General features: G+C 61.1%; 25 protein-coding genes. 11 read left to right on the plus strand and 14 right to left on the minus strand.

Annotated elements, in window-relative coordinates; genetic code table 11:
- Nucleotides 1-3: 3 nt before the first annotated feature.
- The 5 genes from CWC48_RS13045 (at nucleotide 4) to fdhA (ending at nucleotide 6341) form a co-directional block, all read left to right on the plus strand.
- Nucleotides 4-306: a sarcosine oxidase subunit delta gene (locus CWC48_RS13045; protein WP_010207083.1), complete on the plus strand. Its 303-nt coding sequence runs from the start codon at nucleotides 4-6 to the stop codon at nucleotides 304-306.
- On the plus strand, nucleotides 303-3320 hold the full coding sequence (locus CWC48_RS13050) for a sarcosine oxidase subunit alpha (RefSeq protein WP_078050479.1): 3018 nt from the start codon (nucleotides 303-305) through the stop codon (nucleotides 3318-3320). Before CWC48_RS13045 ends, CWC48_RS13050 begins: the two co-directional genes overlap by 4 nt.
- A 131-nt stretch (nucleotides 3321-3451) precedes the next feature.
- On the plus strand, nucleotides 3452-4084 hold the full coding sequence (locus tag CWC48_RS13055; protein WP_100491986.1) for a sarcosine oxidase subunit gamma: 633 nt from the start codon (nucleotides 3452-3454) through the stop codon (nucleotides 4082-4084).
- 10 nt (nucleotides 4085-4094) lie between these two features.
- Nucleotides 4095-4952 carry a formyltetrahydrofolate deformylase gene (purU, locus tag CWC48_RS13060; RefSeq protein ID WP_099493074.1) on the plus strand — a complete coding sequence of 286 codons (858 nt, stop codon included), beginning with the start codon at nucleotides 4095-4097 and terminating at the stop codon, nucleotides 4950-4952.
- Nucleotides 4953-5141: 189 nt separating this feature from the next.
- Nucleotides 5142-6341, plus strand: coding sequence for a formaldehyde dehydrogenase, glutathione-independent (fdhA, locus tag CWC48_RS13065; RefSeq protein ID WP_078050476.1), 1200 nt, complete (start codon nucleotides 5142-5144; stop codon nucleotides 6339-6341).
- 44 nt (nucleotides 6342-6385) lie between these two features.
- Here fdhA and CWC48_RS13070 read toward each other — a convergent pair whose 3' ends face one another.
- The 5 genes from CWC48_RS13070 to CWC48_RS13085 form a co-directional block, all read right to left on the minus strand.
- On the minus strand, nucleotides 6386-6769 hold the full coding sequence (locus tag CWC48_RS13070; RefSeq protein WP_100491987.1) for a hypothetical protein: 384 nt from the start codon (nucleotides 6767-6769) through the stop codon (nucleotides 6386-6388).
- Nucleotides 6770-6927: 158 nt separating this feature from the next.
- On the minus strand, nucleotides 6928-7332 hold the full coding sequence (locus CWC48_RS13075; protein ID WP_100491988.1) for a DUF3757 domain-containing protein: 405 nt from the start codon (nucleotides 7330-7332) through the stop codon (nucleotides 6928-6930).
- A gap of 53 nt (nucleotides 7333-7385) precedes the next feature.
- Nucleotides 7386-7739, minus strand: a complete 354-nt coding sequence (locus CWC48_RS13080) for a hypothetical protein (RefSeq protein WP_100491989.1) — start codon at nucleotides 7737-7739, stop codon at nucleotides 7386-7388.
- Nucleotides 7740-7944: 205 nt separating this feature from the next.
- Complete coding sequence (locus tag CWC48_RS30350; RefSeq protein WP_177409486.1) at nucleotides 7945-8100, minus strand: hypothetical protein; 156 nt, start codon at nucleotides 8098-8100, stop codon at nucleotides 7945-7947.
- Nucleotides 8101-8496: 396 nt separating this feature from the next.
- Nucleotides 8497-8955: an anti-sigma factor domain-containing protein gene (locus CWC48_RS13085; RefSeq protein WP_078050472.1), complete on the minus strand. Its 459-nt coding sequence runs from the start codon at nucleotides 8953-8955 to the stop codon at nucleotides 8497-8499.
- A 136-nt stretch (nucleotides 8956-9091) separates the two neighbouring features.
- Here CWC48_RS13085 and CWC48_RS13090 point away from each other — a divergent pair, with 136 nt between their 5' ends.
- Complete coding sequence (locus CWC48_RS13090; RefSeq protein ID WP_078050471.1) at nucleotides 9092-9664, plus strand: DUF2780 domain-containing protein; 573 nt, start codon at nucleotides 9092-9094, stop codon at nucleotides 9662-9664.
- Here CWC48_RS13090 and CWC48_RS13095 read toward each other — a convergent pair.
- On the minus strand, nucleotides 9661-10548 hold the full coding sequence (locus CWC48_RS13095; RefSeq protein WP_078050470.1) for an acyltransferase: 888 nt from the start codon (nucleotides 10546-10548) through the stop codon (nucleotides 9661-9663). The two genes, CWC48_RS13090 and CWC48_RS13095, sit on opposite strands and share 4 nt — an antisense overlap.
- A 173-nt stretch (nucleotides 10549-10721) precedes the next feature.
- On the opposite strand from CWC48_RS13095, the gene CWC48_RS13100 reads away from it, so the two are divergent.
- From CWC48_RS13100 to creD, 4 genes are read left to right on the plus strand one after another with little or no spacing between them, the layout of a single operon-like run.
- The gene (locus CWC48_RS13100) at nucleotides 10722-11222 is read left to right on the plus strand and encodes an ATP-dependent zinc protease (RefSeq protein WP_025858771.1); all 501 of its coding nucleotides are present in this window, start codon (nucleotides 10722-10724) and stop codon (nucleotides 11220-11222) included.
- 9 nt (nucleotides 11223-11231) lie between these two features.
- Entirely contained in the window at nucleotides 11232-11900 is a 669-nt protein-coding gene (gene creB, locus CWC48_RS13105) for a two-component system response regulator CreB (RefSeq protein ID WP_100491990.1), read from the plus strand.
- Complete coding sequence (gene creC, locus CWC48_RS13110) at nucleotides 11900-13339, plus strand: two-component system sensor histidine kinase CreC (RefSeq protein ID WP_100491991.1); 1440 nt, start codon at nucleotides 11900-11902, stop codon at nucleotides 13337-13339. The genes creB and creC overlap by 1 nt, the downstream gene beginning before the upstream one ends.
- A gap of 51 nt (nucleotides 13340-13390) precedes the next feature.
- Entirely contained in the window at nucleotides 13391-14764 is a 1374-nt protein-coding gene (gene creD / locus CWC48_RS13115) for a cell envelope integrity protein CreD (protein WP_099493067.1), read from the plus strand.
- Nucleotides 14765-14950: 186 nt separating this feature from the next.
- On the opposite strand, the gene CWC48_RS13120 is transcribed toward creD, so the two are convergent.
- The 8 genes from CWC48_RS13120 to CWC48_RS13150 form a co-directional block, all read right to left on the minus strand.
- Nucleotides 14951-15580: a glutathione S-transferase family protein gene (locus CWC48_RS13120; RefSeq protein WP_078050466.1), complete on the minus strand. Its 630-nt coding sequence runs from the start codon at nucleotides 15578-15580 to the stop codon at nucleotides 14951-14953.
- 35 nt (nucleotides 15581-15615) lie between these two features.
- A complete protein-coding gene (locus CWC48_RS30355) occupies nucleotides 15616-15792 on the minus strand; it encodes a hypothetical protein (RefSeq protein ID WP_099493066.1) in 177 nt (58 codons plus the stop codon).
- Nucleotides 15789-16892 (minus strand): PepSY domain-containing protein, encoded by a 1104-nt coding sequence (locus CWC48_RS13125; protein WP_100491992.1) that lies wholly within the window; start codon nucleotides 16890-16892, stop codon nucleotides 15789-15791. Before CWC48_RS13125 ends, CWC48_RS30355 begins: the two co-directional genes overlap by 4 nt.
- A 64-nt stretch (nucleotides 16893-16956) precedes the next feature.
- Nucleotides 16957-19389 carry a TonB-dependent siderophore receptor gene (locus CWC48_RS13130; RefSeq protein WP_100491993.1) on the minus strand — a complete coding sequence of 811 codons (2433 nt, stop codon included), beginning with the start codon at nucleotides 19387-19389 and terminating at the stop codon, nucleotides 16957-16959.
- 227 nt (nucleotides 19390-19616) lie between these two features.
- Nucleotides 19617-20585: a FecR domain-containing protein gene (locus CWC48_RS13135; protein WP_100491994.1), complete on the minus strand. Its 969-nt coding sequence runs from the start codon at nucleotides 20583-20585 to the stop codon at nucleotides 19617-19619.
- On the minus strand, nucleotides 20582-21100 hold the full coding sequence (locus tag CWC48_RS13140; protein WP_100491995.1) for an RNA polymerase sigma factor: 519 nt from the start codon (nucleotides 21098-21100) through the stop codon (nucleotides 20582-20584). Before CWC48_RS13140 ends, CWC48_RS13135 begins: the two co-directional genes overlap by 4 nt.
- Before the next feature lie 100 nt (nucleotides 21101-21200).
- On the minus strand, nucleotides 21201-21908 hold the full coding sequence (locus CWC48_RS13145; RefSeq protein WP_100491996.1) for a PolC-type DNA polymerase III: 708 nt from the start codon (nucleotides 21906-21908) through the stop codon (nucleotides 21201-21203).
- On the minus strand, nucleotides 21905-23827 hold the full coding sequence (locus tag CWC48_RS13150) for a putative nucleotidyltransferase substrate binding domain-containing protein (RefSeq protein WP_177409487.1): 1923 nt from the start codon (nucleotides 23825-23827) through the stop codon (nucleotides 21905-21907). The genes CWC48_RS13145 and CWC48_RS13150 overlap by 4 nt, the downstream gene beginning before the upstream one ends.
- Before the next feature lie 246 nt (nucleotides 23828-24073).
- On the opposite strand from CWC48_RS13150, the gene CWC48_RS13155 reads away from it, so the two are divergent.
- Entirely contained in the window at nucleotides 24074-24520 is a 447-nt protein-coding gene (locus CWC48_RS13155; protein WP_058426679.1) for a response regulator, read from the plus strand.
- Nucleotides 24521-24712 lie beyond the last annotated feature (192 nt).

Genomic DNA, 24712 nt, shown 5'->3' on the forward strand with positions numbered 1-24712 from the left:
CCTATGTTGCATATCTTCTGTCCTCACTGTGGCGAACTGCGCTCCGAAGAGGAATTCCACGCCTCCGGCCAAGCGCACATCCCGCGCCCGCTGGACCCGAATGCCTGCACCGATGAAGAGTGGGGCGACTACATGTTCTTCCGCGACAACCCCCGCGGGCTGCACCACGAACTGTGGATTCACGCCGCCGGTTGCCGCCAGTACTTCAACGCGACCCGCGACACCCTGACCTACGAAATTCTTGAAACCTACAAGATCGGTGAGAAGCCACAATTCACCGCCAAGGCCTCTGGAGAGAAGGTATGAGCCAGACCAATCGCCTGTCCAACGGTGGCCGGATCGACCGTAATAAAGTCCTGACGTTTACCTTCAACGGCCAGAGCTACAAAGGTTTTGAAGGTGACACGCTCGCTGCAGCCCTGCTGGCCAACGGCGTCGACATCATCGGCCGCAGCTTCAAGTACTCGCGCCCTCGCGGCATCTTCGCTGCGGGCGCCGAAGAGCCGAACGCGGTGCTGCAGATCGGCGCCACCGAAGCCACCCAGATTCCCAACGTGCGCGCCACGCAACAGGCGCTGTACCAAGGCCTGGTCGCCACCAGCACCAACGGCTGGCCGAACGTCAACACTGACGTGATGGGCATTCTTGGCAAGGTCGGCGGCAAGCTGATGCCACCGGGTTTCTACTACAAAACCTTCATGTACCCGCAATCGTTCTGGATGACTTACGAGAAGTACATCCGTAAGGCAGCAGGTCTTGGCCGCTCGCCGACCGAGAACGACCCGGACACCTACGACAACTTCAACCGTCACTGTGACGTGCTGGTCGTCGGCGCCGGCCCTGCGGGCTTGGCTGCCGCACTGGCCGCCGCCCGCAGCGGTGCCCGTGTGATCCTCGCTGACGAGCAGGAAGAGTTTGGCGGTTCGCTGCTGGATTCGCGTGAAAGCCTCGACGGCAAGCCGGCTGCGGAATGGGTTGCCAGCGTGATCGCTGAACTCAAGGCCCTGCCGGACGTAGTGTTGCTGCCCCGCGCCACCGTCAACGGCTACCACGACCATAACTTCCTGACCATTCACGAGCGCCTCACCGATCACCTCGGTGACCGTGCGCCGATTGGCGTGGTGCGCCAGCGTATCCACCGCGTGCGCGCCAAGCGCGTGGTGCTGGCGACCGGTGCGTGTGAGCGCCCGCTGGTGTACGGCAACAACGACGTGCCGGGCAACATGCTGGCCGGTGCGGTTTCTACCTACGTGCGTCGCTATGGCGTGGCGCCGGGCAAGAAATTGGTGCTGTCGACCAACAACGATCACGCCTACCGCGTTGCGCTGGACTGGCTCGACGCCGGCCTGCAAGTGGTGGCCGTGGCTGATGTACGCCACAACCCACGCGGCGCACTGGTTGAAGAAGCCCGCGCCAAAGGTATTCGAATCCTCACCGGCAGCGCTGTGATCGAGGCTCGCGGCAGCAAGCACGTCACCGCCGCCCGCGTCGCTGCGATTGATGTGAAAGCGCACAAAGTCACCAGCCCAGGCGAGTGGCTGGATTGCGATCTGGTCGCCAGCTCTGGCGGCTACAGCCCAGTGGTCCACCTGGCTTCGCACCTGGGCGGCAAGCCGACCTGGCGTGAAGACATCCTCGGTTTTGTGCCCGGTGAAGCCCCGCAGAAACGCGTGTGCGTCGGCGGTATCAACGGCGTCTATGGCCTTGGCGATTCCCTGGCAGACGGTTTTGAAGGCGGTGTGCGCGCGGCCAGCGAAGCCGGTTTTGCCCCGGTGGAAGGCACCTTGCCGAAAGCCCTGAGCCGCTTGGAAGAGCCGACGTTGGCGATCTACCAAGTGCCGCACGACAAGCCAACCGCACGGGCGCCGAAGCAATTTGTCGACCTGCAAAACGACGTGACTGCCGCCGCCATCGAACTGGCGACCCGCGAAGGTTTCGAGTCGGTCGAGCACGTCAAACGCTACACCGCGTTGGGTTTCGGCACCGACCAGGGCAAGTTGGGCAACGTCAACGGCCTGGCGATTGCCGCGCGCTCGCTGAACGTGACCATCCCGCAGATGGGCACCACCATGTTCCGTCCCAACTACACGCCGGTCACCTTCGGCGCGGTAGCGGGCCGTCACTGTGGGCACATCTTCGAACCGGTGCGCTACACCGCGCTGCACGCCTGGCACGTGAAGAACGGCGCCGAGTTTGAAGACGTCGGCCAGTGGAAACGCCCTTGGTACTTCCCACGCAACGGTGAAGACCTGCACGCCGCCGTCAAACGCGAATGCCTGGCCGTGCGTGACAGCGTCGGCCTGTTGGACGCGTCGACCCTCGGCAAGATCGACATCCAGGGCCCGGACGCGCGCGAATTCCTCAACCGCATCTACACCAACGCCTGGACCAAGCTCGATGTGGGCAAGGCGCGCTACGGCCTGATGTGCAAGGAAGACGGCATGGTCTTCGATGACGGCGTGACCGCCTGTCTCGCCGACAACCATTTCCTGATGACCACCACCACCGGCGGCGCTGCTCGTGTGCTGCAATGGCTGGAAATCTACCAACAGACCGAATGGCCAGACCTCAAGGTGTACTTCACCTCGGTCACCGACCACTGGGCGACCATGACCCTGTCCGGCCCCAACAGCCGCAAGCTGCTGGCGGAAGTCACCGATATCGACCTGGACAAGGACGGCTTCCCGTTCATGACCTGGAAAGAAGGCCTGGTGGGTGGCGTACCGGCGCGGGTGTTCCGTATCTCGTTTACCGGTGAGCTGTCGTACGAAGTCAACGTGCAGGCCGACTACGCCATGGGCGTGCTGGAACAGATCGTCGCGGCCGGCCAAAAGTACAACCTGACCCCGTACGGCACCGAAACCATGCACGTGCTGCGGGCCGAGAAGGGCTTCATCATCGTCGGCCAGGACACCGACGGGTCGATGACCCCGGACGACCTGAACATGGGCTGGTGCGTCGGCCGCACCAAGCCGTTCTCGTGGATCGGCTGGCGCGGCATGAACCGTGAAGACTGCGTGCGCGAAGAGCGCAAGCAACTGGTGGGCCTCAAGCCGGTCGATCCGAAAGTATGGCTGCCGGAAGGCGCGCAGTTGGTGTTCGATCCGAAGCAGTCGATCCCGATGAAGATGGTCGGCCACGTGACATCGAGCTATGCGCATAACTCCCTGGGTTATTCGTTTGCGATGGCGGTGGTGAAGGGTGGCTTGAAGCGCATCGGCGAGCGGGTGTTCTCACCGCAAGCGGATGGCAGCGTGATCGAGGCGGAGATTGTGTCCTCGGTGTTCTTCGACCCGAAAGGCGATCGCCAGAACATCTGACAGACCGAGGTGCCTGCATCGCAGGCAAGCCAGCTCCCACATTTGAATCGATTCACAATTCAAAAATGTGGGAGGGGGGCTTGCCCCCGATGAGGCCAGAACAGACACCACAGCATTCAAACAGGTGCTTTATGACAGCAGCCAATGTTTACCAACAACGTCCCACCACCGGCGCCAAGGCCGAGTCGTCGCTGCACCATGCCGACCTCGCCAGCCTGGTCGGCAAGGGTCGCAAGAACGCCGGCGTGACCGTGCGTGAAAAGAAACTCCTGGGCCACCTGACCATTCGTGGCGATGGCCACGATGCAGCCTTCGCTGCGGGCGTGCACAAGGCCCTGGGCATCGAATTGCCCGGCGCCTTGCAAGTGATCGTCAAGGGTGAAATCAGCCTGCAGTGGCTCGGCCCGGATGAGTGGTTGCTGATCGTGCCAAGCGGTGAAGAATTCGCCGCTGAGCAAAACCTGCGTGCCGCGTTGGGTGAGTTGCACATCCAGGTCGTCAACGTCAGCGGCGGCCAGCAGATCCTCGAACTCAGCGGCCCGAATGTGCGCGATGTGTTGATGAAATCCACCAGCTACGACGTGCACCCCAACAACTTCCCGGTGGGCAAGGCGGTGGGCACGGTGTTCGCCAAGTCGCAACTGGTGATCCGCCACACGGCTGAAGACACTTGGGAGCTGGTGATTCGTCGCAGCTTCTCGGACTACTGGTGGTTGTGGCTGCAGGATGCATCCGCCGAATTCGGCCTGAGCATCCAAGCCTGAGGAATACCCCATGAGCCGCGCACCCGATACATGGATTTTGACCGCCGACTGCCCCAGCGTGCTCGGCACGGTGGACGCGGTCACCCGCTACCTGTTCGAGCAGGGCTGCTACGTTACCGAGCACCACTCGTTCGATGACCGGCTTTCGGGCCGGTTTTTCATCCGCGTGGAGTTCCGCCAACCCGAGGGTTTTGACGAGCAGGCCTTCCGCGATGGCCTGGCCACCCGTGGCGAGGCCTTCGGCATGATCTTCGAACTCACCGCGCCAAACTACCGGCCAAAAGTGGTGATCATGGTCTCCAAGGCCGATCACTGCCTGAACGACCTGCTGTACCGCCAGCGTATCGGCCAACTGTCGATGGACGTGGTCGCGGTGGTGTCCAACCACCCCGATTTGAAACCTTTGGCCGACTGGCACCAAATTCCCTACTACCATTTCCCCCTCGACCCCAACGACAAACCGTCCCAGGAGCGTCAGGTGTGGCAAGTGGTGGAAGACACCGGCGCGGAATTGGTGATCCTTGCGCGCTACATGCAAGTGCTGTCGCCGGAGCTGTGCCGCAAGCTGGATGGCAAGGCCATCAACATTCACCACTCGTTGCTGCCGGGGTTCAAGGGCGCCAAGCCGTATCACCAGGCGTACAACAAGGGCGTGAAGTTGGTGGGGGCCACGGCGCATTACATCAACAACGATCTGGATGAAGGCCCGATCATTGCCCAGGGTGTGGAGGTGGTCGATCACAGTCACTACCCCGAGGATTTGATTGCCAAGGGGCGCGATATCGAAGGGCTGACGTTGGCCCGGGCCGTTGGGTATCACATTGAGCGGCGGGTGTTTTTGAACGCCAATCGCACGGTCGTTCTTTAGATCGCTATCGCAGGCAAGCCAGCTCCCACATTTTTGAATGTGTTCATAGATCAAAATGTGGGAGCCGGGCTTGCCCGCGATGAGGCCCTTACAAACAACGCAAAAACAGCATCTGTAACCCGAGCACTTAACGCGGTGCCCACCCAAACGGGCAACGCGGTTCCATAAAAACAACAGCGAGGTGAAAGCATGTCTGGTAATCGTGGTGTCGTGTATCTCGGCAACGGCAAGGTCGAAGTACAGAAAATCGACTATCCCAAAATGCAGGACCCCCGTGGCAGGAAGATTGAGCACGGCGTCATCCTGCGCGTGGTCTCCACCAACATCTGCGGCTCCGACCAACACATGGTGCGTGGCCGCACCACTGCCCAGACCGGCCTGGTGCTCGGTCATGAAATCACCGGTGAAGTGATCGAGAAGGGCAGCGACGTCGAAAACCTGAAGATCGGCGACCTGGTTTCCGTACCCTTCAACGTGGCGTGCGGCCGCTGCCGTTCCTGCAAGGAGCAGCACACCGGCGTATGCCTCACCGTCAACCCGGCCCGTGCCGGTGGCGCCTACGGCTACGTCGACATGGGCGACTGGACCGGTGGCCAGGCCGAGTACGTGCTGGTGCCGTACGCCGACTTCAACCTGCTCAAACTGCCGGACCGCGACAAGGCCATGGAGAAAATCCGCGACCTGACCTGCCTCTCCGACATTCTCCCCACCGGCTACCACGGCGCCGTCACTGCCGGCGTTGGCCCAGGTAGCACAGTTTATATCGCCGGTGCCGGCCCTGTGGGCTTGGCGGCGGCGGCATCGGCGCGCCTGTTGGGTGCGGCAGTGGTGATCATCGGTGACGTCAACCCGATCCGCCTGGCCCACGCCAAGGCCCAGGGCTTCGAGATTGCCGACCTGTCCCAGGACACCCCGCTGCACGAACAGATCGCCGCACTGCTGGGTGAGCCGGAAGTGGACTGCGCCGTCGATGCCGTGGGCTTCGAAGCCCGTGGTCATGGTCATGAAGGCGTCAAGGCGGAAGCCCCGGCCACCGTGCTCAACTCCCTGATGGGCGTGGTGCGCGTGGCGGGCAAGATCGGTATCCCTGGCCTGTACGTCACCGAAGATCCGGGTGCTGTGGACGCTGCGGCAAAAATGGGCAGCCTGAGCATCCGCTTCGGCCTGGGCTGGGCCAAGTCCCACAGCTTCCACACCGGCCAGACCCCGGTGATGAAGTACAACCGCGCGTTGATGCAGGCGATCATGTGGGACCGTATCAACATTGCCGAGATCGTCGGTGTGCAGGTGATCAGCCTGGACGACGCGCCGCGTGGGTATGGCGAGTTCGATGCGGGTGTGCCGAAGAAGTTTGTGATTGATCCGCATAAGTTGTTCAGTGCGGCATAAAGAGCAGGGCAAAATAAGGGCGACCCCAGGGTCGCCCTTATTATTTATTGTGAGTTGAGCCGCAGGTAGGGAGTGGCTGTTACACCCTCTTCAACGACAGTCTTTCCGCCATAGTCACAACGTAGCCTTCCCTCTGTCTGGGTGATGGTCTCTGCCTTGAGTGCGTACCTGGGGGCTAGATAATCGTCATCTGTTCCGGCTGTCTGGCCCTTCCATGTCCTGCCCCTGGCGTGGGCCGAGTATTTATAGCCTTCGCCGTAGGGCGGTGGCAGGTCAGGGTCCGTGTAGGGTTTGGAGTGGATGTCGCTGACGGCTGGGCATTGGCCGATGTCGATGGCCTGGCCCGATGAGGCCTGGTGTGGCCTGCGAAGATCGAGAAGGTTGAGTGCGGTAGCGGCAGCAAAAATATTGGGTATCAATCCGATCATGTCGTCACAGTTCCTTTGTTTGTGGCTGAACCTTCGCGTCGAAAATCGTGAGAAGGCTGCCTTGGGTGGGCCGTGCCGGGCCCACAGTTCCGCAAGAACGTCGACGGCTGGCTGAGGATTTGTGAACGTGAACGGTCGGAATGATTCGGGTGACGTTTTTACTGATGCGTAAATGAGCACTTGGAAATTGCCAGGGCTTCGCAATACGTGCCTTTCCACTCGCCAATAGGAGGGATAAGGTTCCAGGCAGACACAGGTTTGAGCGTGACCGAAAAGCTCGCGTCGTTATTCATGGGGCCCTTATAGGTGCAGGTGACGGTTTTGTTGTTTGCATCGTACCGGGCATCGTGAAAGGTCGAATCATTCAAGTACGAAGCGGCAGCCAACGGGTTTTCACCTATCCAGGCCCGTCCATCAGGTTGTGACGCCTCATAGCGGTAACCGCCATTGATCATCTCCGTTTGTTTGATGGCTTGGATCGAGGGACAGGTGGAGGTCGCTGCACCGACAGTGTTCATCAGGGCCATCGTGGCCAACATACCTGCAAGTAGTGAGCTTCTCATTACCCGCCTCCTGTGGGTTGCGGGAAGGGCGACCGCAAAGTCGCCCTTATTAATTATTGCGTTGCTGTGAGTCTTAGATTAGGAACTGCAGTTTCACCATTTTCTATCAGCGTTTTGCCGCCGTAGTCACAGCGCAGCTTTCCATTCACTACATTGATCGTCTCTGCTTCGAGTTCATATTTACGTTCCAGGTAATCATGTTTAGTGTTACCTGTTTGGCCCGTCCACTTCTTACCACCGCTCTCGGCGGTGTATTTGAAACCGTCGACCCTATTACCTTGGATGGTTTCTTGGAATGCTTCAGATTTAATGGTGCTAGGTGCCGGGCAGTCCTTGATATCAGCTGCATGAGCGCCCCCGGCCAATACACAAGCAGCCAGCATTCCTACGGCGAATTGATAATTCATATCTGATCCTTAATTGAATTGTGAGGTGACGTCTGAATGCTAAGACGGCTTGCTAGCGTGGGATACTGTTAGAAATGACAGTAATTTATAATTATTCGGTATGAAAAATTCGTTTTATATGAAAGTCGGTATATTTGAAGCTGCCAGAAATTGCATACGCAGGTACAGAAAGGGCGACAGGGCATCGCCCTTTTTGCGGCAATTTTTAAGCCTGCAATCGCCGGCTGATGACATCGAGCAAATCGCAGCCGTCGCACAGCGCAATGGCGCATAGCAGGTCGAAGTCCTGGGGGACGAGGGTGTCGGTGTGCAGGGATGGGGTGGCGCTGTCGTGGCCGGTGAGCGGCATGTATCGGTTCATGTTTTGAACCCATTCAAGTAGAAGTGGGCTACACACATATTTGTCGCCAAACGAATTGGGTGGCAGCTGTACGCAGGTTGGCGAACCGGGAATAGAACCGGCAGACCCGAAGGTCTCCCGCGCACAGCCACCACGAAAGCGGCTATTGCGGACGCAAAAGGGCCTGCAAAAAAGCAGAAGCTTTTGCACCATTCACCGGGTCGCCAAACCCGTGTCGCCATGTGGACGACGGCCGAACTATAAAGCGCCATCCCTTGCCAAGAGCAAGTCACCCAGGCACTGAATATCAATGTGGGAGGGGGCTCCGATGGCGGTGGCTCAGTCAGTAAAGTTGTGACTGAACTACAGCTATCGGGAGCAAGCCCCCTCCCACATGGGTTTGTGGTGTTTGGGGGATCAGCGTGTGGCCAGTGCGCCTTGGTAGACGGTCGGCCCCGTCGGCTGTTTGCTGATGGAACCACCCTTGGTCTCCGAACTCACCATCAGCTCCACCGGCTTGCTGATGCTTTCCTGCTGGCGGGGGTTGAGTCCGATGATGCCTTTGCCATCCTCCGGCAATAGCCCAAGCGACACCGGTGCGCTGCCGTCGGGCATGGCCCACAGTTCCAGGCTGCGATCCGGCTCAACTGCTGCCGTGGCGATCGGCTCTACTTCGAGGTAATCGTTGTGCGCCATAATCTGCGCCGCGGGTTGCTGGGCGGTGGTCACCAGGGTGGCGGCGGAATTGACGTTGTCCTGGGTGTAGAACGCGCCGCCGAGGCCGGCGACGATGGCCACGCAGACGCCGATGAACACGCGTGGACGGTTCCAGAAAGGCGGCTTTTGCTCAATTACTTGGGGACGGGTGGCGCTCATATGGCTATTCCTGGCAAGTCTTGAAGTCATTTCATGGACTCTGATATGCCGATTGGGTTCCTCGGCCGACCCGGAACAATGTGCCGGATCCCCAGTCAAACGCCTGCTTTCACCCCTACACCCAGAGGTTGTTTCGATGAAGATTTCACGCGGTTTCGCCCTTTCCTGCCTGATGACCCTGGCGGCCGGCCCGGTGTTCGCCGCAGGGTTCAGCCTTGGCGACGCGGCCAATGCCATTTCCGGTATGCAGGGTGGCAACAACAAGGCCGCTGCAGCCGCACCGTCGTCCGAGACGGCCGGGTTGTTGAGCGCCCTGACCTCGCAACTGAATATCACGCCCGAACAAGCGGTGGGCGGTACGGGCGCCATGCTGGGCCTGGCCAAGAACAAACTGAGCGGCAACGACTATTCGCAGCTGGGCAATAGCGTGCCGGGGCTCGACCAGCTGTCGGGCAACAATGCGTTGGGTAGCCTCGGGGCCTTGAGCGGGATGCTCGGCCAGACCGGCGGCAGCAAGACCAGCGGCCTCGACGGCCTGCTGGGCAATGTGAAGAACACCAACGACCTGAACACCGCGTTCAGCGCCTTGGGCATGGACAGTGGCATGGTCGGCCAGTTTGCCCCGGTGATCCTGCAATACCTGGGCGGCCAGGGTGCCAGCAGCTCGGTGCTGGGCAAGCTGGCCCAGGCCTGGGGCACCGGCAGTTAAGGACGCTCCGCGCGCAGTTGTTCGATGCGCGCGTCCTTCTCCGTCCAGAGCTGGTTGACCCAGTTCTGGACGGTCTGGCGAAATGCCGGATCGTTCTCGTAATCCCCTTGCCACAACGCGGGGTCCAGCTCGCGGGTACGGATATCAATGATCACCGTCGGTACCGATCCGCAGATCAAATCCCAGAACCCCGGAATCCTGTCTTGCGGGTAGACCACCGTCACGTCGAGCACCGCGTCCAGTTGTTCACCCATCGCCGCCAGCACGAATGCTACGCCACCGGCCTTGGGCTTGAGCAGGCGCGTGAACGGTGAGTCCTGCTGCTTGCGTTTGCCTTCGGTGAACCGCGTACCCTCCAGGTAATTGACCACCGTCACCGGCTGGCGCTTGAACAGCTCGCAGGCCTCTTTGGTGATCTTCAAATCCTGCCCCGCCAGTTCCGGGTGCTTGGCCAGGAACGCCTTGGTGTAGCGCTTCATGAACGGGTAATCCAGCGCCCACCACGCCAGGCCCAGGAAGGGCACCCAGATCAGCTCTTTTTTCAGGAAGAATTTGAAGAACGGCGTGCGCCGGTTGAGGGCCTGGATCAGCGCCGGGATATCCACCCAGGATTGGTGGTTGCTGATCACCAGGTAGCTGGTGTCACCGCGCAAATCGTCGCCGCCGCGAATATCCCAGCGGGTGGGGATGCACAGCGAGAAAATCAGCTTGTCGATCTCGGCCCAGGTCTCGGCGATCCACATCACCGCCCACGACATGTAGTCACGCAAGCGACCGGGGGCCACCAGCTTGAGCAGGGCAAACACCATCAACGGGCCGAACAGCACCAGGGTGTTGAGCAATAGCAGCAGTGTGACGAAACAGCCGGTGAGCAGGCGGCGCATAAGTAACTCTTGGAGTCCTGTGGGCGGGCCATGATAAGAGAGGTGAGTCTAGAGGCCAAATCCGAATTCGCCGGACGAATGTTTCACAATGTGCCGGTTATGCTGGAGCGAGCTAACTAAGTGCTGCCTTTGCGGTCTAGAATCCGCCTACTTCTTTCCGAGGAAATCACTTCGTGAAACTGCTCCTTGCCTCCCTCGCCCTGGCTGCCTTGCCTGTCATGGCCGCCGAGCCGACCCTGTACGGTCGCTACGAATACATCCAACTGCCGGAGATCGGTGAAACCTTCAAGGCCAAGATGGACACCGGCGCGCTGACTGCCTCGCTGTCGGCCCGTGACATCGAGACCTTCACCCGTGATGGCGACGATTGGGTGCGCTTCCGCCTCGGCGGCAAGGACGCGTCCAATAAAGTCTATGAACACAAAGTGTCGCGCATCAGCAAGATCAAGAGCCGCGCCGACGAAGACGACGACAAGGACGAGCCGTCCGTGGCCAAGCGTCCGGTGGTCGACCTGGAAATGTGCCTGGGCAACGTCAAGCGCACTGTCGAGGTCAACCTCACCGACCGCAGCAGCTTCAACTACCCCTTGTTGATCGGCGCCAAGGCCCTGCGTGAATTTGGCGCGGCGGTGAACCCGGCGCGTCGTTACACTGCCGACAAACCGGACTGCTGACGAACCACCATGGCGCATATCCTGATTGTCGAAGACGAAGCGGCAATAGCCGACACACTGATATTCGCCCTGCAAGGCGAGGGCTTCACCACCACCTGGCTGAGCCTCGGCCAGGAGGCGCTGGCCCATCAGCGCCAGACGCCTGCCGACCTGATCATCCTCGACATCGGCCTGCCAGATATCACCGGGTTTGAAACCTGCAAGCAACTGCGCCGGTTCAGCGAAGTGCCGGTGATGTTCCTCAGTGCCCGGGATGGTGAGATCGACCGCGTGGTGGGGCTGGAGATCGGCGCCGACGATTATGTGGTCAAGCCCTTCAGCCCACGGGAAGTGACGGCGCGGGTCAGGGCGATCCTCAAGCGGATTGGCCCCGGTGCTGCGCCGGCGCTGTTCCAGGTTGACCTGGAACGCATGCAGATCAGCTATCGCGGCCAGCCGTTGAGCCTCACGCGCCATGAATTCCGTTTACTGCAAAGCCTGTTGGAACAGCCCGAGCGCGTGTTCAGCCGCGAGCAACTCCTGGACGCGGTAGGCGTGGCGGCGGATGCCGGCTACGAGCGCAATATCGACAGCCACATCAAAAGCCTGCGCAGCAAATTACGCAGCGTGGCCGCCGAGGCCGAGCCGATCGAGACTCACCGCGGCCTCGGCTACAGCTACAGCCCGAGCAATAGCTGATGCGCCTGGGGCTGCGGATCTTCCTGGTGTACGCGCTGTTTATCGGCCTGACCGGCTACTTTGTGCTCAGCACCGTGATGAAGGAAATCCGCCCCGGCGTGCGCCAGTCCACCGAAGAAACCCTGGTGGACACCGCCAACCTGCTGGCCGAGATCCTGCGCGACGACGTAAAGAACGGCACCCTCGGCCAAAGCCACTGGCCGGAGTTGCTCAAGGCCTACGGCAATCGCCAGCCGGGCGCGACCATCTGGGGGCTGCCGAAAAACCAGGTCAACCATCGCATCTACGTGACCGACGCCAAGGGCACCGTGTTGCTCGATTCCACGGGCGAAGCGGTGGGGCAAGACTATTCCAAGTGGAACGATGTGTACCTGACCCTGCGCGGTGAATACGGTGCGCGTTCCACCCGCAGCGAACTGGACGACCCTGCTTCGTCGGTAATGCACGTGGGCGCGCCGATCCGTGACAACGGCCAGATCATTGGCGTGGTCACCGTGGCCAAGCCGAACAGCTCATTGCAGCCGTATGTCGACCGCACTGAGCGGCGCTTGCTGTGGTACGGCGCTGGCTTGGTGATTCTTGGCCTGTTGCTTGGCGCGGTATTGTCGTGGTGGCTGAGCGTTGCCCTTAGGCGGCTGACGGCCTACGCCGAAGCGGTGAGCGAAGGCCGGCGTGCCGAGTTGCCCCATTACCGTGGCGGCGAACTCAAGCAGCTCTCTACTGCCGTCGAGCACATGCGCACGCAGTTGGAAGGCAAGGCTTACGTCGAGCGCTACGTGCACACCCTGACCCATGAATTGAAGAGCCCGCTGGCGGCGATACGCGGTGCGGCCGAGCTGTTGCAGGGCGATATGACCCGTGAGCAGCAGCAGCGCTTCGTCGGCAATATCGACAGCGAAAGTGCGCGCCTGCAGCAGTTGATCGAGCGCCTGCTGAACCTGGCGCAGGTCGAACAACGCCAGGGCCTGGAAGAGCAGGCCAGTATTGCACTGGCGGCCATGGTCGATGAGGTACTCAAGGCCCAGTGTGCCCGTATCGAAGGCGCCGGGTTGCGCGTCGAGCAGACGATTGCGGCGGATGTAAACGTGTATGGCGAACCCTTTCTGCTGCGTCAGGCACTGGGCAACCTGCTGGACAATGCACTGGACTTCACGCCGCCCGGCGGCCTGCTGAGGTTCAGCGCGCAGACGCGACACAACGACGTGCAGGTGAGCCTGTTCAACCAGGCCACGCCGATTCCCGACTACGCCCTGCCACGCCTGAGCGAGCGTTTCTACTCGCTGCCACGCCCGGCCAGTGGGCGCAAAAGCACCGGCCTGGGCCTCAACTTTGTCGAGGAAGTGATGAAGCTGCACGGCGGCGCATTGCAGATCGGCAATGTCGACGGCGGCGTGCAGGCGGTGCTGCATCTCCACACAGTCTCCACATTGCCCACATAAATCCCCCACATAGTCTGCCCAGACTCTCCCCATCAAAACAGGGAGAGACCCATGAACCGCAGCCTGCTTTTCAAACTTGGCGCGATTGCGCTGCTGATCCTGCTGTTGCTGATTCCGTTGCTGATGATCAACGGCATTATCAGCGACCGCCAGCAACTGCGCGATGGCGTATTGATGGACATCGCCCGCAGCTCCAGCTACGCCCAGCGCCTCACCGGCCCGGTGATGGTAGTGCCGTATCGCAAGACCGTCCGCGAGTGGAAGCTCAATGAAAAGCTCAACAAACGCTACGAAGTCACCCGCGAAGAGCGCGGTCGTCTGTATTTCCTGCCGGACCGATTTGAACTCGACGGCAAGGTGCAGACCGAATTGCGCGCACGGGGCATCTACCAGGCGCGGCTGTTCCATGCCGACAACCGCATCAGCGGGCATTTCGAATTGCCTGCGCAGTTGGGTATCACCGAAGACTTCGCCGATTACCGCTTTGAGCCGGCATTTCTCGCGGTGGGCATCAGCGATATTCGCGGCATCGAAAACGCGCTGAAGCTGGAGCTGGGCAGCCAGCAATTGGAGTTCGAACCCGGCTCCCAGGTGGACTGGCTGGGCGAAGGCGTGCACGTGACACTGCCGGAGCACGACAGCAAAAAGCCCAACGTCGTGAACTTTGCTTTCGACCTGCGCCTGCAAGGCACCGAGCAACTGCAAGTGGTGCCGGTGGGCAAGACCAGCCAGGTGTCACTCGCTTCCAACTGGCCACATCCCAGCTTCATCGGCAATTTCCTGCCGGCACAACGCGAGATTACCGACAAGGGCTTCAGCGCCAACTGGCAGACCTCGTTCTTCTCCACCAACCTTGAGCAAGCGCTGCAAACCTGCCTGGACAAGCAGGGCTGTGAAGACTTCAACAACCGCAGCTTCGGCGTGAACTTCATCGATCCGGTGGACCAGTACCTCAAGAGCGACCGTGCGATCAAATACGCGCTGCTCTTCATCGCCCTGACCTTCGCCGGCTTCTTCCTGTTCGAAGTACTCAAGAGCCTGGCAGTGCATCCGGTGCAGTACGCGTTGGTGGGGTTTGCGCTGGCGTTTTTCTACCTGCTGTTGCTGTCGTTGTCCGAGCACATTGGGTTCGCGCTGGCTTATCTCATCTCTGCCAGCGCCTGCGTGTTGTTGATTGGCTTCTACGTGTGCCATGTGCTGCGCAGCGTCGCTCACGGCCTGGGGTTTTCAGCGGGGTTGGCGGCGCTGTATGGCTTGTTGTACGGCCTGCTGAGTGCCGAGGATTACGCGTTGCTGATGGGCTCGCTGCTGCTGTTTGGCCTGCTGGGCACGGTGATGGTGCTGACGCGTAAGTTGGATTGGTATGGCGTGGGCAAGCGCAAGGCGGCTGAGCCGATGTCGTTTGACCTGGAGGCGGTGCAATGATCGGGTTGCGGGAGGACCAGCAAGTGGGGGCGCATTTAGCCTCAAGGATCGTTACGTTCCTCAATACCACCACCGTCCAATGTGGGAGTGGGCTTGCCCGCGATAGCGGTGGTTCAGAAACAGATGTGCTGAATGACATACCGCGATCGCGGGCAAGCCCACTCCCACATTGGGTCGGTGTGAACGTCACACGGGCGGCTGGGTTTCCAGCATCGAAGGCCGCTGGCTGACCTCGGCATACCAGGCGGCAAGCTTCGGGTTAGCCAGGCGCCATTGCATATCCGGATGACGGAAGTCCAGGTAACCCAAGGCGCAGGCCACGCTGATGGCGGCGATGTCGAAGTGGCTGGTCAGTTCGGCAATCGCATCCGCTTCCAATTCGGCGAGGCTGCGGCGGATCTTGTTGCGCTGCTCGTCCAGCCATTGGTCCCATTGCTTTTCCGCCGGGCGCAGGGCGGTCTCGTAGCGCACCAGCACGGCGGCATCCATGATGCCGTCGGCCATCGAGGCCAGGGTCAGGCGGCGCCAGCGGGCCGAGCCGTCGCGCGGGATCAGCGGGTTGCCGACGTGCTGGTGGTCGAAGTAATCGAGGATCACCCGGCTGTCGTGCAGCACCGTGCCGTCGGCCAGGCGCAGGGCCGGGATCTTGCCCACGGGGTTGCCTTGCACCACCTGCGCATCCGGGTTGACCGGGGTCGGCATGCAGCCGTGCAGGGCGACGCGGTCCTGCTGGCCGGTTTCAGCCAGCAACACGCGAACCTTACGAACGAACGGTGAAGCGGGGTTGTGGAACAAGGTCATGCTGGGAGCGGACATGGGCATTCCTCAAGAAAGGGCTGGGCTAATCTATCTCACCGTTTGAGCAAGGCCCAAGTGCCAATTGCAGCGGGAATGCCTAACCCGAGCCAACTGAGCGAATCCCACAGCCCATCGCCGAGCAATGCCGCAAACAACCCGGCGGCGCTGAGCAGGCCAATCACCAGCGGCACACCAAACACCTTCCAGAAATTCGATTGCCTGGGCTTCATGCCTTGCCCGCCTTGCGCCGCACGATCCACAAGTAAATCCCACTGACCAGCACGATGATGGTCAGCACATCCAGCGCCGCCCACAGGATCTTCATCGGCATGCCGCCGTAGTCGCCAAAATGCAGCGGTTGGGACATGCCCATGGCGTCCATGTACCACGGCCGTTCGGCGATGGCGGTGACGGCCAGGGTGCTGGCGTCGATCAGCACCGGCGTGAGCAGGTGCGAGGTCAGGTGGGTGCTGCCCTTCATGAACACGGCGTAATGGTGCTCGCTGGAAAAGCGCGTGCCGGGGAAGGCGATGAAGTCCGGTGCCATACCGGGTGCGGCCTTGGCGGCAATCGCCAACAGCTCGGTGGCTGGCGCACGTTGGGTCAGTGGCGGGGCGTTTTTGTAAGGTTCGATCATCGCGCTGAGGCTGTCCTGGCGCCAGGCGGCGATGATCAGGTCGGCGCAGGCGCTGATCACGCCGGTCACGCCCACCACCAGCGCCCACGTCAGTGTGACCACGCCGATGAGGTTATGCAGGTCGAGCCAGCGCAGGCGGCTGGATTTGTCCTGGCGCACAGTGGCGAACGTCAAGCGCCGCATGAAGGGCAGGTACAACACCGTGCCCGAGATGATCGCCAGCACAAACAAAATGCCCATGAACGCCAGCAACAGCTTGCCCGGCAGGCCGGCGAACATGTCCACATGCAGGCGCAGCAGGAACAGGGTTAAGCCGCCGTTCGCCGCTGGGGTCTCCACGGCTTCACCCGTGCGCGCGTCGAGCATGAAGGTGTGGGACGAGTTGGGTTCGGTGCCGGCGGTGGCGGCCATGATCGCGATCACGCCGTTCTTGTCATCTTCATCCCACGCCAGGTACTGCATGGCTTCGCCAGGACGATGGGCCTGAGCCTTGGCCACCAGTTGTTCCAGGTTGAGCTGTGGCGTGTCGGCAGGCATCTGCGCCAACTCCGGCTCGTTGCCCAGTAGGTGGTCGATCTCGTGGTGAAACACCAGTGGCAGGCCAGTGAGGGCGAGCAGCAGCAGGAATACCGTGCAGATCAGGCTGGTCCAGGTGTGGATGAAGGACCAGCGGCGGATGGTTTTGCTTTTCATTTTTTTCAACCTTCAGACACACCAAAGCCGCCCACTGGGGCGGCCTGGCGGTTAACTCAGCCGATTACCACTGGTAGGTGGCGCTGGCGACGACGCTGCGTTGGTCGCCGAAGTAGCAGTAGTTGCCATCACAGGTAGACAGGTAGTCCTTGTTGAACAGGTTGGTGGCGTTCAACTTCACCGAAGCGCCCTTCAGGCTGTTGTCCAGGCGGCCCAGGTCGTAGTGCACGGCACCGTCAAACACGGTGTAGGCATTGGCCTTGCCCAGCCAGGTGTTGGCCTGGTCGCCGTAGGTGTTGCCGGTGTAGCGTGCGCCGAAGCCGATGCCGAAGCCATCCAGAACACCGGTGTGCCAGGTGTAGTCGGTCCACAGCGACGCTTGCTGGTTGGGCATCAAGGTCAGGCGGTTGCCTTTGTAGATGCCTTTTTGCACCTCGGATTTCGCCAGGGTGTAGGCGGCGATGACCTTGAGGTTCTCGGTCACGTCAGACACGGCTTCCAGCTCCAGGCCCTTGACCTTCACTTCGCCGGTCTGGCTGTTGATCTGCTGGCCCCCGGCGCCGAGGGTGGTCACCTGCACATTCTTCTGGGTCAGGTCATAGACTGCCGCACTCAGCAGCGTATTGGAGCCGGGCGGCTGGTACTTGACGCCCATTTCCCACTGCTTGCCCTCTGTCGGTTTGAACGTCTTGGTGGCGTTGGTATCGGCGTTGCTCGCTGGCTGGAATGATTCGGCGTAGGACAAGTACGGTACGAAGCCCGAGTCGAACACGTAGCTCAGGGCTGCGTTGCCACTGAAGTGTTTGATGCGGTCAGTGTTGGTCGCGTCGTTGTCGTTGAAGTAGGTGGTGCCCTGATGCACCCAGTCTTCACGCCCGCCCAGGGTCAGACGCCAGTTGTCCAGGGCCATCTGGTCTTGCGCGTAGAGGCCGGTTTGAACGGTTTTCTGGTTGTAGTCGTAAAAAGGACGAACGCCGGTTGGGCGCAATGTCGGCTGAGTGTTGACCGGGTTGAAGATGTTGATATTCGATGCGGTGCCGTAGATTGCGCGATAGGTGGTATCGGTGCGTTGGTGATCCAGGCCGAGCAGCAAGGTGTGGGTGATGTCGCCAGTGGCAAAGTCAGCCTGGAAGTTGTTGTCCACCGCGAACTGGCCGATGCTTTCATTCACGTTGGTGGTCGACCGGGAGATATCGCCCGCCGCATTGGCTGGGGAGAATGCATAGGAGCCCACGGTCAATTGCTGGAAGTCCAACTCCGACTTGGTGTAGCGCAGGTTCTGCTTGAACTGCCACGTATCGTTGAAGCGGTGTTCGAACGCATAACCCAGCGCGTAGTAAGTGCGGTCGTAGAACTCGTAGTCCGGGTCGCCCAGGTTCTTGTGGTGGGAAACGTCGCCCAGCGGTGATTTGATCTTGGTGCCCTGGATCGGCATGAACTGGCTGGTGGTGCCCGTATCGTCGCGGGTGAACTGCGACAGGAAGGTCAGTTTGGTATCCGGGTCGATGTTCCAGGTCAGGCTCGGCGCGATGTTGTAGCGCTTGTTGTCGATATGGTCGACTTGGGTACCGGCGTCGCGCACCACCCCGCTGAGGCCGTAGAGGAACTGGCCTTCGTCATCGATCTTACCGGTGCTGGCAAAGTTGATCTGGCGATAGTTGTTGCTGCCGTATTGCACCTGGACGGCATTGCTCGACTCAGCACTGGGACGGCGGCTGACCATGTCCAGCAAGCCACCCGGTGGGGTCTGACCGTAGATCGACGAGGCTGGGCCGCGCAGCAGGGCGAGGCGATCGAGGTTCCAGGTCTCGGCTTTCGGGTTGGCATACACGCCACGCGGCAGTGGCAGGCCGTCGAGGAACTGGGTCGGTTCGAAGCCGCGCACACGCATCCAATCGTAGCGGGTGTCGCTGCCGTAGCTGGCGGAGACAATGCCAGGCATGTATTTGACGGCGTCATCCAGGTTCTGGACGTTGCGGTCCTGCATCTGTTCGCGGGTGGCTACGGAGATCGAGCGTGGTGCCTCGACCAGCGCGGTGTCAGTCTTGGTGCCCGCGGCGGTGCGCGTAGCCAGGTAACCGTGCACCGGGCCCCAGGCACTTTCCTGGTCGCCGTCCTGACCTGTGATGTTGGTGACCGGCAGTGCCATCACGCCATCGGGCACCGCCACCAAGGTATAAGTCCCCGCACTGCTCTGCTCCAACTGCAACCCGGTACCACGCAACGCTTCACGCAGCGCACCCGGCGCATCGAACTGGCCTTGGACCGGCGCCGAGGTCTTGCCCGCGGCGAGCGCCGGGGTGAGGGTCAGCGCCAGGCCGCCCTGGCTGGCGATCTGGTTGAGGGTCGTGGCCAACGGTGCCGCCGGCAGGTTGTAGGTGCGCACGCTGGAGGCCTGTTCGGCGGCGATCAGCGAGGTGCTGGCCAGCGGGGCGCTGAGGGCAATGGCCATGGCTAACAGGCTGGGGCGCAACAGGGTGTCTAGCGTGCGGGACATAAGGCGGCTCCTGAATGGAAATATTTCGCAATTGCCTAGGTGCCGAACGAGAATCGAAAAGTGATAGGGCAGGATGAAAATATTTTTCCCTGGGCGTTAAGGTGTGCTTGCGGGCCTCTTCGCGGGCAAGCCCGGCTCCCACATTCGACCGAGTTTTTTCAGGTGGAACGCGGTCAAGTGTGGGAGCTGGCTTGCCTGCGAAAGCGATAGCCAAGGCACCGCCAAACCTAAGGCTTGCCCTTAACCGTCACCCACCACGGCGTGTGCTGCTCAATCTGCACCGGCAAGGTCGGCAGCAGTGCATTGAGTGCCAAGGTGGTGTCGTGCAGTGGGAAGCTGCCGGTAATGCGCAGGTCGGCCACGTTTTTATCCACGCCCAGGTAGCCGGTGCGGTAGCGGCTCAGCTCCTCGACCACATCGCCCAGGCGGGCGTTGTCCACCACCAGCATGCCGCGGGTCCAGGCGTCAGTGGCCGGGGTAACGGCCAGCAGCGGGCCGAGGCCGCCGCTGCGCATCAGCACTTGCTGGCCTTCCTTGAAGACCTGTTCCTGTTGCAGCGCCTCGGGCCGCGCGGCCACCGCCGATTGCAGCACGCTCAAGCGCGTCGCGTCGTCTTCACGCTTGACGATAAACCGCGTGCCCAATGCGCGCAGGCTGCCGTGGCGGGTCTGTACATAAAAGGGGCGTGCGTCGTTGTGGCCGGTCTCGACCAGAATCTCGCCTTCCTGCAACACGATCAGCCGGCGTTTTTCGTCAAAACGCACGTCGATGGCGCTGTGGGTGTTGAGGTTGATCAGCGTGCCATCCGCCAGCTTCAGCGTGCGCTGCTCGCCGGTGGCGGTGCGTTGGTCGGCCAGCCAATAGTGGATCGGCACAAAGCGCTCACCGGCAAACAACGCCAGGCCGACGACCAGTGCAATGCTCGCCAGGCCGCTGCCCAGCTTGCGCACGCGCTGGCGAATGCCTTCGCGCGATTGCAACAGTGCCGCCCGTGCGGGGCCCGAGGCCACGCTGAAACGCTGGTCGAGCATGCCCAACTGGCGCCATGCGCGTGCGTGCTCTTCATCACTGGCCAGCCATTTGTCGAACTCTTCGCGCTCCACCAGGCTGCCGTCGCCCGAGTCGAGGGACAATTGCCAGGCAATCGCGGCATCAAGCACGCGGGCCGAGACCGGTTTGGAACTGATCACCGTCACTGCGGCTCGCCATACAGGGCGATATAGCACTGGCGAATGCCCTGGGCCAGGTACTGGCGCACACGGGGCACCGACACGCCAAGGCGTTGCGCGATTTCTGCATGGCCCAGGCCGTCGAGGCGGCTGTAGAGGAAGGCAGTGCGGGCCTTGCTCGACAGCTTGCCGAGCAGGCGGTCGATGGCCTTGAGGTCTTCGAGGATCAGTTGCTGTTCTTCCGGCGAAGGGTGTTCGCTTTCCGGGATCAGCATCAGCTCGGTGAGGTAGGCCTGTTCCAGGGCGGCGCGGCGGAAGTAGTCGAACAACAAGCCCTTGGCGATGGCTACCAGGAAGGCCCGTGGCTCGCGGGGTTCGCGCAACTCGTCACGGCCCAGCAGGCGCATGAAGGTGTCCTGGCTCAGGTCCTCGGCGCGGCTCGGGCAGGCGACGTTGCGTCGAAGCCAGGCCAGCAGCCAGCCACGATGGTCGCGATACAACGCGCCAACAAGCTCACTGTGTGGGTTCTGGATCGACGACAAGGCATCACCTAGTAAACGCGATGTTTAAACTAACGAGAATTATTCGCGATTGTGTCAGAGCCGTGGAGTGGGCGCAATTGGCGTCTGTCGGGAGATGACATTAAAACGATGGCGCGTGTTGACGCCGTTTCCATTGGCTCAAACGCTCTTGCAACGCCTGTGGCGTGTCGATGCGTTGCTGGCGCGCGCGGCTGAACAGGATCAGCATCAGCTCCGCCGTGGCCAGGGCATCGGCGCTGGCGTGATGGCGCTCGCCTACGTGCAGATGGAAGTGGTTGATCCAATCGTCCAACCCGGCTTCACGGATATGCGCATCCGGGCAGAGCAGAGGGGCGATGTCTGCAACGTCAAGAAACGGATGGGCCAGGCGGTAACCCAGGCTGTCCTTGAGCGCCCGACACAGCATGTGTTGATCGAATGGCGCATGGAAGGCGAGCAATGGGCTGTCGCCCACAAAGTCCATGAAGTCTAGTAACGCGTCGACCGGATCGCTGCCGGCGGCGATCGCACTGGGGCCGAGGCCGTGGATCAACACGCTGGGGCTGAGTTTTGTTTCGACCCGTTGCAGGGTGCGCTCGAACATCTGCGAAAAGTCCACCGCGCCGTCCTCGATCACCACCGCACCGATGGACAGCACTTGGTCTCGGTTGAGGTTGAGGCCGCTGGTTTCCAGGTCCAGCACGACCCAGCGTTGGCTGCGTAACGGTTGGTCGCCCAATGGCGAGGGTTGGCGCAGTTGCTCCAGGCGCTGTTGCTGACTGCTGTCGAGCCCGGGCTTCTTCGTACGCAGCCAGCCGAACAAACTCACAGCTGATACCGCAATGTCAGGCTGCTTTGCAGGCGCTGAGCCTGGCGCAGGGATTCACGCAGGATGCGCCGGTCCAAGTGGTTGAGGCTCTCCGGGTCGACACGGTTGGAATAGGGCTGGTTCTCACGGGTCTGCAACTGATGCTGTTGCATGCGGGTTTGCTGGATAAAGTGGTAGGCCTCTTCGTAGGCCGCGCCGTCCAGGGGCTCGATCACTTCCTTGACCACCAGCTGACGCAGGCGCTCCAGGGTGTTGTTGGCGTGGATGCCATTGGCCAGGGCCAGCAGGCGTGCGCCGTCGACAAAGGGCGTAAGGCCCTGCACCTTGAGGTCGAGGGTGGCTTTCTCACCACCGTTGCGGGTCAGCACAAACTCGCGAAAACGCCCTACGGGTGGTCGCTGACGCAGCGCGTTTTCGGCCAGCATGCGTTGGAACAATCGGTTATCGGCCACTTGGTCGAGAATGCCTTGGCGCAATTGCTCGCAACCGCGCTCATCGCCCCACACCACACGCAAATCGAAATAGATGCTGGAGCCCAGCAGGTTTTCCGGCGTCGCCTCGCGGATAAACGCCGCGAACCGCCGCGCCCATTCGGCCCGCGACAAGCACAACTCCGGGTTGCCGGCCATGATGTTGCCCTTGCACAGGCTGAACCCGCACAGCGCCAGGCTCTGGTTGATCTGCTGCGCGAGTGGCAACAGACGGCCACGGATTTCGGCCGCTTCGGCGGCGTCCTTGGCATCGAACAGGATGCCGTTGTCCTGATCGGTGTACAGCGTCTGCTCGCGGCGGCCTTCGCTGCCAAAGCACAGCCAACTGAACGGCACGCCGGGGTCGCCTTTTTCGGCGAGGGTCAGTTCGATCACCCGGCACACGGTGTGATCGTTGAGCAGCGTAATAATGTGGGTGATCTGGGTGGACGACGCGCCGTGGGCCAGCATGCGTTCGACCAACTGGCCGATCTCGCCGCGAATCGCCACCAGGTTGTCGACCCGCGGTGCATTGCGGATGGTACGCGCCAGGTGCACCAGGTCCACCCGTTGCAAGGAAAACAGGTCGCGCTCGGACACCACGCCGCATAGGCGCTGGTCCTTGACCAGGCACACATGGGCGATATGCCGTTCGGTCATGGCGATCGCAGCGTCGAAGGCGCTGTGGTCCGGGGTGAGGAAGAAGGGCGCCTGGGTCATATGGGCTTCGATACCCTGGTTGAAATCGCTGGTGCCGTCAGCCACAACCTGACGCAGATCGCGCAGGGTGAAAATTCCCAGGGGCGCCTTGTGCTCGTCGACGATCACAATGCTGCCCACCTGTTGCTCATGCATCAGCGTGACGGCTTCGCGTAGCGGTGTGGTTGGGCTGCACGTCACCGGGTGACGCATGGCCAACTCGCCGAGGCGAGTGTTCAGGGAGTATTGAGTGCCAAGGGTTTCCACTGCCTTTTGCTGGACTTGCTGGTTGACCTGGTCCAACAGGCTGCTGACGCCGCGCAAGGCAAAGTCGCGAAACGGGCTGGAAAGCGCGAACAGCTTGATAAAGGCGGGCTTGTTCAGTTGCAGGCAGAAGGTGTCTTCGGCGGCCTTGTGTTCGGTGCGGGTCGCCCGCTCGCCTAGCAGGGCTGCCAGGGGAAAGCATTCGCCAGTGGTGATTTCAAAGGTGGTTTCGGCGCTGTCCGGCCGCTCTCCCACCACGCGGCCCTGCTTGACGATGTAGAAGTGTTCAACCGGCCCGCCCGACGGTTTGAGGATGCTGTCGCCGGGGCCATAAAAGCGTAACTGGCACTGTTCCACCAGAAACGCCAGGTGGGCATTTTCCATCTGGTTGAACGGCGGGAAGCGTTGCAGGAATTGCAGGGTGCCGTGGATATTTTGCAACACAGCAGTTTTCCCCGCCTGGGCGAAGGCATCAGCTTTACTCATAACAGTGACCGCAGTTTTTTTGTCGTTATCGTCCCTCATGGTCGACTCCTGGGCAGCGGGTGCCCATTGGACGTAAGTCTAGGTCGATACAAACGGCACACACCTCGGGAAAAACCTTACATGACTATCGTCCAAAACCCGTAGAACGCCCACTAGGCAAACTTTCCGACGAAGTGCACATTGATCGCCCTTCCGCAGATGTCTGACGAGTGTGCTGGGAGATTGATGAGAATTGCTGAGAACCGTATGTCCGACCACGATATTTTGAGTGATGCCGAGCGCGAGGCGCTGAGCGCCGTGATGCTGGAGCCTGATTTACCGCCACAACGTGTGTTGATTGTTGACGATGACAAGGACGCACGTGAACTGCTGGCGGAAATCCTGGGGCTGGACGGTATTCGCTGCATGACCGCCGACAGTGGTGAGGCGGCGTGGGATTTGTTGAAGTCCAGCAGTTCCATCGGTTTACTGATCACCGACCTGCGCATGGCCCCCAGCAATGGCCTGGAGTTGATCCGCCAGGTACGCGAATCCACCCGGGCAGCGCTGCCGATCATCATCATGTCGGGGGACGCGGAAGCACCCGACGTGATCGATGCGATGCATTTGAGTGTGGTGGACTTTTTGCTGAAGCCGATCGATAGCGTGAAGTTGGCGAAGATGGTGAAGCGGGAGTTGGGGATGGCGTCCTGAATTTCACGTTACTGGTCGGGCGCTATTGCTGCCAAGCCAGTGCCTACAATGGAATGTATTTATCCCGTAGGAGCTGGCTTGCCAGCGATGCGGCCACGTCGGTCTCCCTGAACCCTTGAAAAAGCCCTGATCTCGCGATCAGGGCTTTTTGTCTACAGGCCTTTCTTGGCCTTGAACTCCCGTCACCATCGG

Source organism: Pseudomonas sp. S10E 269, assembly GCF_002798465.1.
In the GTDB taxonomy this organism is placed as follows: domain Bacteria; phylum Pseudomonadota; class Gammaproteobacteria; order Pseudomonadales; family Pseudomonadaceae; genus Aquipseudomonas; species Aquipseudomonas pergaminensis.

Bases quoted from the DNA above. Each gene is read 5' to 3' on its own strand.
- CWC48_RS13045 (WP_010207083.1), top strand. From the start codon at position 4: ATGTTGCATATCTTCTGTCCTCACTGTGGCGAACTGCGCTCCGAAGAG.
- CWC48_RS13050 (WP_078050479.1), top strand. From the start codon at position 303: ATGAGCCAGACCAATCGCCTGTCCAACGGTGGCCGGATCGACCGTAAT.
- CWC48_RS13055 (WP_100491986.1), top strand. From the start codon at position 3,452: ATGACAGCAGCCAATGTTTACCAACAACGTCCCACCACCGGCGCCAAG.
- purU (WP_099493074.1), top strand. From the start codon at position 4,095: ATGAGCCGCGCACCCGATACATGGATTTTGACCGCCGACTGCCCCAGC.
- fdhA (WP_078050476.1), top strand. From the start codon at position 5,142: ATGTCTGGTAATCGTGGTGTCGTGTATCTCGGCAACGGCAAGGTCGAA.
- CWC48_RS13070 (WP_100491987.1), bottom strand. From the start codon at position 6,769: ATGATCGGATTGATACCCAATATTTTTGCTGCCGCTACCGCACTCAAC.
- CWC48_RS13075 (WP_100491988.1), bottom strand. From the start codon at position 7,332: ATGAGAAGCTCACTACTTGCAGGTATGTTGGCCACGATGGCCCTGATG.
- CWC48_RS13080 (WP_100491989.1), bottom strand. From the start codon at position 7,739: ATGAATTATCAATTCGCCGTAGGAATGCTGGCTGCTTGTGTATTGGCC.
- CWC48_RS30350 (WP_177409486.1), bottom strand. From the start codon at position 8,100: ATGAACCGATACATGCCGCTCACCGGCCACGACAGCGCCACCCCATCC.
- CWC48_RS13085 (WP_078050472.1), bottom strand. From the start codon at position 8,955: ATGAGCGCCACCCGTCCCCAAGTAATTGAGCAAAAGCCGCCTTTCTGG.
- CWC48_RS13090 (WP_078050471.1), top strand. From the start codon at position 9,092: ATGAAGATTTCACGCGGTTTCGCCCTTTCCTGCCTGATGACCCTGGCG.
- CWC48_RS13095 (WP_078050470.1), bottom strand. From the start codon at position 10,548: ATGCGCCGCCTGCTCACCGGCTGTTTCGTCACACTGCTGCTATTGCTC.
- creB (WP_100491990.1), top strand. From the start codon at position 11,232: ATGGCGCATATCCTGATTGTCGAAGACGAAGCGGCAATAGCCGACACA.
- creC (WP_100491991.1), top strand. From the start codon at position 11,900: ATGCGCCTGGGGCTGCGGATCTTCCTGGTGTACGCGCTGTTTATCGGC.
- creD (WP_099493067.1), top strand. From the start codon at position 13,391: ATGAACCGCAGCCTGCTTTTCAAACTTGGCGCGATTGCGCTGCTGATC.
- CWC48_RS13120 (WP_078050466.1), bottom strand. From the start codon at position 15,580: ATGTCCGCTCCCAGCATGACCTTGTTCCACAACCCCGCTTCACCGTTC.
- CWC48_RS30355 (WP_099493066.1), bottom strand. From the start codon at position 15,792: ATGAAGCCCAGGCAATCGAATTTCTGGAAGGTGTTTGGTGTGCCGCTG.
- CWC48_RS13125 (WP_100491992.1), bottom strand. From the start codon at position 16,892: ATGAAAAGCAAAACCATCCGCCGCTGGTCCTTCATCCACACCTGGACC.
- CWC48_RS13130 (WP_100491993.1), bottom strand. From the start codon at position 19,389: ATGTCCCGCACGCTAGACACCCTGTTGCGCCCCAGCCTGTTAGCCATG.
- CWC48_RS13150 (WP_177409487.1), bottom strand. From the start codon at position 23,827: ATGAGTAAAGCTGATGCCTTCGCCCAGGCGGGGAAAACTGCTGTGTTG.
- CWC48_RS13155 (WP_058426679.1), top strand. From the start codon at position 24,074: ATGTCCGACCACGATATTTTGAGTGATGCCGAGCGCGAGGCGCTGAGC.